Source organism: Streptomyces monashensis, from assembly GCF_001866665.1.
GTDB lineage: Bacteria > Actinomycetota > Actinomycetes > Streptomycetales > Streptomycetaceae > Streptomyces > Streptomyces monashensis.
Genome location: NZ_MLYO01000154.1, coordinates 1 through 11036 on the forward strand (window position 1 = coordinate 1; position 11036 = coordinate 11036).

The 11036-nt window shown below is 69.9% G+C and carries 6 protein-coding genes; 4 read left to right on the forward strand and 2 right to left on the reverse strand.

Going from position 1 to position 11036, the window contains the following annotated elements; all coding sequences use genetic code 11:
- The first annotated feature begins 1005 nt into the window (after window positions 1–1005).
- Window positions 1006–4671 carry a hydantoinase B/oxoprolinase family protein gene (locus BIV23_RS44790; protein ID WP_071386744.1) on the forward strand — a complete coding sequence of 1222 codons (3666 nt, stop codon included), beginning with the start codon at window positions 1006–1008 and terminating at the stop codon, window positions 4669–4671.
- 482 nt (window positions 4672–5153) lie between these two features.
- Here BIV23_RS44790 and BIV23_RS44795 read toward each other — a convergent pair whose 3' ends face one another.
- Window positions 5154–5714, reverse strand: a complete 561-nt coding sequence (locus BIV23_RS44795) for a cysteine hydrolase family protein (protein WP_071386745.1) — start codon at window positions 5712–5714, stop codon at window positions 5154–5156.
- A gap of 594 nt (window positions 5715–6308) precedes the next feature.
- Between BIV23_RS44795 and BIV23_RS44800 the strand changes: the two genes are divergently transcribed.
- From BIV23_RS44800 to BIV23_RS44810, 3 genes are all read left to right on the forward strand, one after another.
- A complete protein-coding gene (locus BIV23_RS44800) occupies window positions 6309–8657 on the forward strand; it encodes an MFS transporter (RefSeq protein ID WP_071386746.1) in 2349 nt (782 codons plus the stop codon).
- 161 nt (window positions 8658–8818) lie between these two features.
- Window positions 8819–9064 (forward strand): hypothetical protein, encoded by a 246-nt coding sequence (locus BIV23_RS44805; RefSeq protein WP_143079267.1) that lies wholly within the window; start codon window positions 8819–8821, stop codon window positions 9062–9064.
- Window positions 9065–9115: 51 nt separating this feature from the next.
- Window positions 9116–9625: a phosphotransferase gene (locus tag BIV23_RS44810; protein WP_177240265.1), complete on the forward strand. Its 510-nt coding sequence runs from the start codon at window positions 9116–9118 to the stop codon at window positions 9623–9625.
- A gap of 29 nt (window positions 9626–9654) precedes the next feature.
- Here the strand turns inward: BIV23_RS44810 and BIV23_RS54245 are convergent, their stop codons facing one another.
- Entirely contained in the window at window positions 9655–9876 is a 222-nt protein-coding gene (locus BIV23_RS54245; protein ID WP_071386749.1) for a serine hydrolase, read from the reverse strand.
- Window positions 9877–11036 lie beyond the last annotated feature (1160 nt).

An 11036-nucleotide genomic window follows, 5' to 3' on the forward strand; every position in this document is an offset into this window, starting at 1 on the left:
GCTTGACGAAAGACATAGAGGCACCCCGGCGACGCCGACCCGCGGCCCGTCCCCGGAACATCGGCACAGGAAGGGTTGTCCGATGGCAGCACAGGCACAATCCCACGGCCACGGGTCGCCGTGTGGTCCCGACTCAGCACCGAGACACGCGCCGCGGCCCGGACCGCGATCGGCCGTGTCGAGGGGCAGCGCCGGGCCTTGCTCATCGCCACGTGCACCGCCGCCTCGGTCATCCATTCCCCGCGCGCTGCGGCATCTCGTCCATCGCGCTCGTGGAGTAAGTCGTCATGTTTCCTCTGCGCCGTCCGAGCCGCAGCTCACTCGTCACGTTCGGCGGCGCCGTCGCCTGCAACGCCGCGCGATCCTGATGACGTCTGCCGCGAAACAAGCGCCATCGCTGAATGAGCTTCATGAACGGAACAAGCGCCATCGCCGAATTCGCTTCATGATCCGACCTTCCGGCATCACGGCGAGCGGGATGGTGCGACGGGCCGAGGCGTACGCGCGTGGGCGGCGAGGGGACGTCGTCATCATAGGGCAGGCGGTCGATACGGCAGACCCACACGAGTGGCACACGGTATGTCGGCGCGGGGCTACGGGAAGCGATATCAGGACGCGTCCACCTGACTGGAAAGAACAGAATTCATGCGCCGTATTGCAGCTGCCGTCCTCGGAGCCGTCGCATTCCTCGGAATCCTTGCCATGCCTGCCAGCGCTGATGGCTGCGCGGGCATGACGCCCACACTGCTCGGCGTCGGTATCGGCTGTTCTCCGATTTCAGCGCTCTGAATGCCGGTCCAGTGCGGTAGTGCGTGTACCTCCTGCCGAACGTGACGGCGCTCACTGCTCCGGACAGCAGGATCCGCCGCAGTGTCAGCCGGCCGACCGTGACGGGCGTGCCGCCGTCCCCATGTGGGCTGATGACCGGCGGCGGCTGCCGGATGTGCCTTCTCGGCCCTGTGTCGTCAACCCTCGCGTCCGGTCGGCCGAGCGCACAATGAGTTCATGGCGGGTCGCTGGCAGTTCTGGATCGATCGGGGCGGCACTTTCACCGATGTCGTGGCGGTGACGCCGGAGTCCGAAGTGGTCAGCCGGAAGCTGCTGTCGGAGCGTCCGGAGGCGTACCGTGACGCGGCGGTCGCGGGGATCCGGCAGGTGCTGGAGCTGGAGCCGGACGAGCCGATTCCGGCCGGTCGGATCGAGGTGGTGAAGATGGGCACCACTGTCGCCACCAACGCGCTGCTGACCCACACCGGAGAGCCGACCGTCCTCGTCACCACCCGGGGTTTCAGGGACGCCCTGCGCATCGCCTACCAGAACCGGCCGCGCATCTTCGACCGCCGCATCCTGCTCCCGCACGCCCTGTACGACCGGGTGATCGAGGTGGAGGAACGGATCGGCTCGCACGGCGAGCCGGTACGGCCGCTCGACCTGGACGCGGCCCGAGAGGCGCTGCGGGGAGCGTACGAGGACGGATTCCGCAGCGCCGCGGTCGTCTTCCTGCACGGCTATCGTCACCCCGATCACGAGGCCGCAGTCGCCGAGGCCGCTCGCACGATCGGCTTTCCCCAGGTCAGCTGCTCGCACGAGGTGAGCCCGCTCATCAAGCTGGTGCCGCGCGGTGACACCACGGTCGTGGACGCCTACCTCTCCCCCATCCTGCGCCGCTACGTCGACCAGGTGGCGAACGAACTGCACGGCGTGCGGCTGATGTTCATGCAGTCCGGGGGCGGCCTGCGCGAGGCCGGGCACTTCCGGGGCAAGGACGCCGTGCTGTCCGGGCCGGCCGGCGGGGTCGTCGGCATGGCGCGGGCCGCGACCCGGGCCGGTCACGGCCGCGCGATCGGGTTCGACATGGGCGGGACCTCCACCGACGTCTCCCACTTCGCGGGCGAGATCGAGCGGGTGCTGGGCACGCAGGTGGCCGGGGTGCGGATGACCGCGCCGATGACCGACATCCACACCGTCGCCGCGGGCGGTGGCTCGATCCTGAGCTTCGACGGCATGCGCTACCGCGTCGGGCCCGACTCGGCCGGTGCCGACCCCGGCCCTGTCTGCTACCGGCGCGGCGGGCCACTGACCGTCACCGACGCCAACGTCATGCTCGGCCGCATCCAACCCGCCTTCTTCCCACGGGTGTTCGGCGAGTCGGGCGACCAGACGCTGGACGACGAAGCGGTCCGCGCACGTTTCGCCGACCTGGCCGAGCAGACGGCGATCGCGACCGGTGAGCGCCGCAGTCCGCAGGAGGTCGCGGCGGGCTTCCTCGACATCGCCGTCCTCAACATCGCGGGCGCCGTCAAGAAGATCTCCGTCCAACGCGGCCGGGACATCACCCGCTACGCGCTGGTCAGCTTCGGCGGTGCGGGCGGCCAGGTGGCATGCGCGGTGGCCGACCGGCTTGGCATCGACACCGTCCTCATCCCGCCGCTGGCCGGGGTGCTGTCCGCGTACGGCATCGGCATGGCGGACGCGGTCGCGCTGCGCGAACGCTCCGTCGAGGCCCCGCTCGACGCGCCGGAGACGGCCGCGCGCATCACGGCCGTACGCGCCGAACTGGAGGAGCAGGCACGCGCACAACTGCGCGAGGACGGAGTGCCGCGGGAGACGATGCGCACCACCGTCCGTGCGCTGCTGCGCTACGAGGGCACCGACTTCGCCCTGCCCGTCACGCTGGACACGGCCGACCGGATGCGAGCCGCCTTCGAGCACGAACACCATGACCGTTACGGCTTCACCATGAGCAAACCCCTCGTCGTCGAGACGGTCGCCGCCGAGGCAACCGGTTCCTCCGGCCCGCACACCGCCGACGCAGTGACCGCCGCGCCCCCACGGCACGGCCCGCTGCGCCCGGCCAGCACGGTGGAGATGTTCGTACAAGGCCGCGGGCAGCCCACCCCACTCTTCCGCCGCGAGGACATCCGCCCCGGCGACGCCGTCGAGGGCCCGGCGGTCGTCGCCGAACCGGACGCGACCACCGTCGTCGACCCCGGCTGGCGGGCCACCGCCGACACCCACGGCGACCTCGTCCTGGCCCGCTCCCGGCCCCGCCCGTCCCGCGTCGCGGTCGGCACCAGCGTCGACCCCGTGCTGCTGGAGGTCTTCAACAACCTGTTCATGTCCGTCGCCGAGCAGATGGGCGTCCGGCTGCAGAGCACCGCCCACTCCGTCAACATCAAGGAGCGCCTCGACTTCTCCTGCGCCCTGTTCGACCCGGAGGGCAACCTCATCGCCAACGCGCCCCACATCCCCGTACACCTGGGGTCGATGGGCGAGTCCATCAAGGAGGTGCTACGCCGCAACACCGGCACACTGCGGCCCGGCGACGTCTACGCCATCAACGACCCCTACCACGGCGGCACCCACCTGCCCGACATCACCGTCGTCACCCCGGTCTTCGACGAAGCGGGTGAGCAACTGCTCTTCCTCGTCGCCTCACGCGGCCACCACGCCGAGATCGGCGGCATCAGCCCCGGTTCCATGCCCGCCTTCAGCACCACCATCGACGAGGAGGGCGTCCTGTTCGACAACTGGCTCCTGGTGCGCGACGGACGGTTCCGCGAGACCGAGACCCGCGACCTGCTCACGGGTGCCCGCTACCCGTCACGCGCCCCCGACACCAACCTCGCCGACCTGCGCGCCCAGATCTCCGCCAACAACAAGGGCATCCGCGAACTGCACGCGATGATCGACCAGTTCGGGCTCGACGTCGTCCACGCCTACATGCGGCACGTCCAGGACAACGCCGAGGAATCGGTACGCCGCATCATCGCCACCCTCCACGACGGCGAGCACCGCTACGAGACGGACAACGGCGCCGTCATCCAGGTCACCCTGCGCGTCGACCGCGAAACCCGCAGCGCCGTACTGGACTTCACCGGCACCTCACCCCAGCAGCCCGGCAACACCAACGCCCCCGCCTCCGTCGTCATGGCGGCCGTGCTGTACGTCTTCCGCACCCTGGTCGCCGACGACATCCCCCTCAACAGCGGCTGCCTGAAACCTCTGGATGTGCGTGTGCCCGCCGGTTCCATGCTCTCCCCTGCCTACCCGGCCGCGACGGTCGCCGGGAACGTCGAGACCTCCCAGGCCGTCACCGGGGCCCTCTACGCCGTGCTGGGCGCCCAGGCCGAGGGCTCCGGCACCATGAACAACCTCTCCTTCGGCAACGACCACGTCCAGTACTACGAGACCGTCGCCTCGGGCTCCGGCGCAGGCGACGGCTTCGACGGCGCGGACGCCGTACAGACACACATGACCAACTCCCGCCTCACCGACCCCGAGATCCTGGAATGGCGCTACCCGGTACGGGTGGAGGAGTTCCGCATCCGCGAAGGCAGCGGAGGCGCCGGCAGCTGGCACGGCGGATCCGGCGTCGAACGCCGCATCGGCTTCCTGGAACCCATGACCCTCACGGTCGTCTCCGGCCACCGCCGCATCCCGCCCTACGGCATGGCCGGCGGCTGCCCCGGCGCACTCGGCGAGAACCTCGTCCAACACGCCGACGGCACCGTGACGCCACTGCGCGGCTGCGACACGGCAGACGTCACCGCCGGAGACGTGCTCGTCATGCGCACCCCTGGCGGAGGCGGTTACGGCGCTGACCGCGCAGGGAGGCGCGGGCGCGGGTCCCAAGCGGCCGCGACGGGCGTCAGACCCGTCTCGCGTTGAAGCCGGTGATGTCGAGACCCCCGGGGACGTGCCTTCCGTGGCGGGCGATGGCCTCGACGACGCCGTCAGCAGAGACTCGGTCATCGCGGGTGAGGCGGTCGGACGGGCACGCGAGAGTCTCGAGGCCGCCATCGCGGTTGGTGCTCAGTTGGTGCGGACGGGGGCCCGGCACCGGCAACACTCCACACTCCACACTCCACACTCCACACTCCGCAGCGACGGACAGCAGTCTCCAGGCCCGGGCAGGTGTCCCCGATCGGCCGACGGTCACCCCTGTATATGGCTGCCGCTGACCTGGTGATCCTCGCCCTCGCTTCGCCCCGGCGCCATGAACAAGGCCGACCCGCCAGGGAGATGACGGTGAGACACCCTCGGCCCGCTCCGAAAGCGACGTCTTTCTGAACGTCCCTTCCCCTCGGCGACGCTCCGTGCGAGGTGGCCGACCGGCGTGCGGACCCTCACCTCGCCCCGGCCGGCTGCCGCTATTGAGGTGCGATCATCTTGAGCCAGTCCTCGACGGCGACGACATCCGCCCACTGCGGGAACAACCGCTCGACGAGGACCTGGTGCATCTCCGGGTCGGTGTCCAGACAGGCGTCGGAGAGAACGGTGAGGCCGAAGTCCAGGTCGTTCGCCTGGCACAGGGTGTACAGCACCACAGCGCTGGTGGCGATGCCGGTGAGCACGAGACTGTCGATACCACGTGCCCTCAGCACCATGTCGAGATCGCTGCCTGAGAACGCACTCGCTCGTCTCTTGGTGACCACCACGTCGCCCGGCCGGGGCGCGACCTCGGGGTGGATCTCGGTGCCTGGGGCCCCCTCGACGTAGAGGCCCGCCCGTGCGATGGCTGCAAGAGCCCTGTTGTGCGTGCCGACCTCCGGGAATCCAGGACGTAACGCGATGACCACGTAGACCACGGGTATGTTCGCCGCCCGAGCCCCGTCGATCGCCCTGCGCAGGCGTGTCAGGTATCCGGAGCCGTCGTCGGCGATGTCCACGATGGCCTGTTGGACGTCCATCACGAGAAGGGCGCTGCTCATGGCGTCTCCAGACACGAAGTCGGTTCGGCGTTGAAACGGGAAGAGTTCTCGGTGTTCAACTACCACGGACGCGGCTACCGAACACGTGGGTTCCCGGTGCCGCCGCTGCCAGTTGCTGTCCAGGAACGCCTGCAGTTCCCGTACCACGCTCACCCCTCGCCGCGGGGCAGCGCGTCCAGCAGATGGGCGAAGGCCGCGATCGGTGACCCGGCGTCGGGTGCCGAGCCCGCAGCCGTGCTCGGCACACCGGCAGGCGATCGGCGGCTTCACACCGAGCTCCCGTACCAGCCCGCGGTACCTGTGGCGGTCGTAGCCGTGATCGGCCGGCACCGAGTCCGGGTGACGGTGAGCGGGATGGCGGTGCCGTCGGTGATCAGCTGACGCCGGTGTGAGCTGCCCCACAGTCAACCGAGCCACTCGATCGAAACGTTTGAGTTTCGCTGCATGACTACCTATCTTTACTGTACGAAACCGTTTCGGACCGGTAGCGCGAGTGGGTCATGACGACTACGCCACATACCCCCGATGGGCGCTGTCCTCCTGCCGGTGCGGTCGCACATCTGAACAAATCCGAGCCCCGTGAGGGAGTCCGCCTTGGAAGCCATCCCGGTCGCCACCGTCCAGGCCGGGCCATCCGGCCAGACCCATGCCCCGCCGAAGCACCGATGGTGGGCACTGGCCGTGATCGGCCTCGCCCAGCTCATGGTCGTGCTCGACGCAACGATCGTGAACATCGCGCTGCCGTCCGCCCAGCAGGACCTCGGCTTCGACAACAACGGACGGCAGTGGATCGTCACCGCCTATTCCCTGGCCTTCGGCAGTCTGCTCCTGCTTGGCGGCCGACTCGCCGACCTCTTCGGCCGCAAGACAACTTTCATCATCGGCGTCGTCGGCTTCGCCGCCGCCTCCGCGATCGGCGGCGCGGCCAACGGCTTCACCATGCTGGTCGTTGCGCGCGCGGTGCAGGGCCTGTTCGGCGCCCTGCTTGCACCGGCAGCGCTGTCCCTGCTGACCACGACGTTCACCGAACCCAGGGAACGCGCCAGGGCGTTCGGCATATTCGGCGCTGTCGCGGGCTCCGGCGCCGCCGTCGGCCTGGTCCTCGGCGGCCTGCTCACCGAGTACCTGAACTGGCGCTGGACGCTGTACGTCAACGACGTCATCGCGGTTCCCGCGCTGATCGGCGCGATCGTCTTCCTCGGCCGCTCGGTCCCGGCCGAGCGGCCGAAGCTGGACATCCTCGGAGCCGTACTCGTCTCCGGCGGCCTGTTCGGCATCGTCTACGGCTTCGCCAACGCGGAGACGCACCACTGGGGCAACTGGATGACCTGGGGCTTCCTCGCCGCAGGCGGCGTCCTGCTGGCGGCGTTCTTCCTCTGGCAGACCCGCGCGAAGCACCCCGTGCTGCCCCTGCGTGTCCTCGCCGACCGCGACCGGGCCGCCGCCCTGTCGACCATCCTCATCTCGTCCGCCGGGATGTTCGGCGTCTTCCTCTTCCTCACCTACTATCTCCAGTCGACGCTGGGTTACTCACCGGTCAAGAACGGCGTGGCCTTCCTGCCGATGGTCGGCGCGTTGATGGTGCTGGCGCAGCTGTCGACCAACTGGCTGGTGCCGAAGATCGGCCCCAAGATCATCGTGCCCAGCGGCATGCTGCTGGCCACAGGCGGCATGGTCTGGCTGACCCGCCTCGATCTGCACAGCGGCTACGCGGCGCACGTGCTCCCACCGCTGCTGCTCCTGGGCGCGGGGCTCGGCATGTCGATGCCCGCGGCGATGGGCTACGCCACCCTGGGCGTGCAGGCGAGTGACCAGGGCGTGGCCTCGGCGGCCCTCAACACCACACAGCAGGTGGGCGGTTCGATCAGCACGGCGCTGTTGAACACCCTTGCCGCCACTGCGGCCACCAACTATGCCAAGGACCACTTGGCCGATCCGATGGTCAAGGCGAATGCGGCGCTGCACAGCTACGAGGTCGCCTACTGGTGGTCGGCCGGCTTCTTCGCCTTCGCTGTGATCGTCACGGCGCTGCTGTTCCGCGCGAAGAAGAACACCAGTGCGTCGCAGAACGAGTCGGCGGCGCCGCTCGAGGCCCCGGCTTCGAGCGTGCCCACCGAGACCGTCGTACGAACCCCTCTCACGGCCGCGCTTCCCTCCGTCGGTGCCTCCCGTGCGGGCGCGATCGGTGTGGCCGTCGTCAGCGGACAAGTGCGGGACGGCGCGGGAGTACCCGTCCCCCGGGCCGCGATCACCCTGCTGGACACAGCAGGCCACCAGCTGGCCCGTGCCCTCTCCCGCGAGGACGGCTCGTACGCCGTGGACACCGCCGAGCGCGGCAGCCTCGTCCTCATCGGGTCGGCGGCCGGTCACCGGCCCCAGGTCGTCACGCTGACCACGAACAACGCGCCCGTCACCCACGACCTCGTCCTCCTGCCCAGCCCAGGCGACCTGGCCGGCACGGTGCGCGGCGGGGACACCGAAGTCCTGCCCGGCGCACTGGTGGTGGTCACCGACCAGCACGGTGAGGTGACGGCATCCGCCACCACCGGACTGGACGGCGGTTACCTGATCGGCGACCTGCTGCCCGGCGACTACACGCTCAGCGTCAGCGCACCCGGCCACCGCCCGTCCGCCGTACCGGCCACCGTCTCCGGCGAGGCCACCCGCTGCGACATCCGGCTCTCCGCCGCGGCGACCCTGCGCGGAGCGGTGCACACCCAGGACGGACGCGCGCTGGAGGACGCTCTGGTGACCCTGATCGACGCCGCCGGCAACGTCGTCGGGACACGTACCACGAGCGTGGACGGGAGTTACTCCTTCACCGACCTCTCCAGCGAGCAGTACACCGTCATCGCCACCGGCTACCCGCCGGTGGCCGCCCACGTCACGCTGGAAGGCAACCAGGGCGGAGTCGACATATTGCTGGGCCACAAGGAGGCATAGCACCGACCTGCATCACCAGAGGCGTCCGCGTCCGGGATCTCCCGGGCGCGGACGCCTCTCGTGATGCCGTGGCCCGGTCAGCCGCGGCGGTGGGGGTGGCTGGGACGTGAGCGCTACTCGCTGCGGATCCCAAAGGATGCCGGGTGCCCGATACTGACGGGGTGAATCATGAACCTCCGAGGCATCCGCAGGAGGTCGCGCTCACGGCCGGGAGGATGACGCAAGGCGTCGTACGCCGCGGCGGACAGGTGCTGCGGCCGTTGGGACCGTGGTCCACGACCGTGCACGCGTACCTGCGGCACCTGGAGTCCGCCGGGTTCACCGGCGCGCCTCGATTCCACGGTGTCGAGGGCGAGCGCGAGGTCCTCTCCTACATCGAGGGCGAGGCGGCCGTCGACACGGACTGACAGCCCGGGCACGGGCACCGCCTGCCGTCCCATGCCCGGACCGAGGCTGCCTTGGTCGCTGCCGCCGCATTGGTACGGCAGCTCCACGAGGCTGCGCGCGGCTACGCGCCCGCCCATACCGAGTTCCGATTCCGCCCGTATCCGCCACGCGCCGGGGAGATCGTCTCGCACGGTGATCTCGGTCCGTGGAACACGGTCTACCGAGACGGCCTGCCGGTGGCGTTCATCGACTGGGATGCCGCCGGACCGATCGATCCCCTGCTCGACCTCGCCGCGGCAGCGTGGGCATTCGTCCCCCTCGCCCCGCCCGAACAGCTTCGCGAGGCAGGGTTCAGCCCCGTTCCCGATGTCCCGGCCCGGCTGCGGCTGTTCGTGGACGCCTACGGCATCAGCGACCGGCATACCATCCTGCCCGCCCTGCACCGATGCAAGCTGCTGGCGGCCGAACGCATCAAGTACCACCCGGTCAACGCCGCGGGGGCTGCCGACGCCCTTGAACACATCGCCCGCGAACTGCGCTGGCTGCATGCCATGACCCTCGAACTCGACGGCGCGCTGTGACCCAGCCCCGGCGCCCTCTCCATGAGTAGTCAGGCCGGAGCTGCGGGGGTGGCGTCGTAGCGGTTCTCGTCGAAATGGTTCACCAGCTTGTCCTGTACGCCGGGATCGGTGATGTAGTCGTAGATACCGATGGTGTGCTGGAGCAGGTCGCGTACGGTGATCCGCGAGCCGTCGTTCCCGTGTCCGCGCACCATCCCGGGCAGCCACCGTTCCACCGTGTCGTCCAGCGAAAGCCGCCCCTGTGCGGCCAAGGTGGAGCACCACCATCGCCGTGGACGTCCTGGTGCTGCTTGCCACCCGGAACTCCGGGTCCCATGGCACGGGCGCCTTGCCCGCGCCCGCTCTCGTACCGTGCCCGCAGCACGGCGCCGCCCGGCCCGTCCGCCCGTGCCACCACGTTCGCATCGCCGCCGGCGGCGGCCCGCACCGCCGCCAGATCCCGCCTCAGATCCCCCGCTGAGCGGGCCTTCGTCCGCCGGGTGTGCCCGGTGGGCGCGCCTTACCCACCCTCCTGCCCCGCACGCCCATACACGCCACGACCGCCGTGCGGTTCCCCGCCACGCTGTCACCTCTGCGCTCGGCCCGACTCTCTGCTGACCCGTGCCAGTCAGCTTCCCGCCCCGCTTGATGACGGCTGCGCCGCTCATCTCCCTGGAGTGCAGCAGACGAAGGGCAGGCTCGGCCAGGGACACGGGCACGCATGGCCGGGGACACGGTGAACACAGCAGGGCCCCAGCAGAAGATCCGCTGACCGCCGAACCGGAGTGCCCGGCCCGCCATCGGTCAACGGGACGTTCCTCCCCCGCGCGGCACCCATTGACCGAGGGACTCGGCATGGATCCGCGCCGACGATGCTCGGCCCGCAACGGCGGCCGCACCGGCCCGACGGTCGAGGTACGTGCCTTCGCGCGCCCGGCGGCGGTCGCCGTTCCAAACGCCACGGCGGCAGGTCAACCGTCCCACCGCGTACGGCCGTTCGGCGCGGTGACGGCATTCGCGGCGGACGGCTCCGCCCAGTCCCGGCACCCCGGGTCAGGCGCACGCGGACGGCTTTCCCGGCCGAGGCCTCGTGAAGCCGGTGAGGCGCACCGCACGTCGGGGCGAACCGGCACACCACGTGCCCGACAACACCCACATCCCCACCCCGCACCGGCTCCCGGCGGCGTCGAGCCGCTCCACCCTCCGAACACCCCTGCACCCAAGACCGCCCGGGCCAGCCGAGGCAAGCAGACCTCCACACAACCGGTCCACTAGCACGGACCAGCTCACGGATTCCGCAGCGACACGCGGCCGATACCGGGTGAGCAGACGTCAGCAGATCATTCGGACGGACTAATCCTCATTCAATCCGCCTTTTCCGTCTGTCACTTCACCACCCGACCGAACAACAGACACAGCCGCCTATACCCCG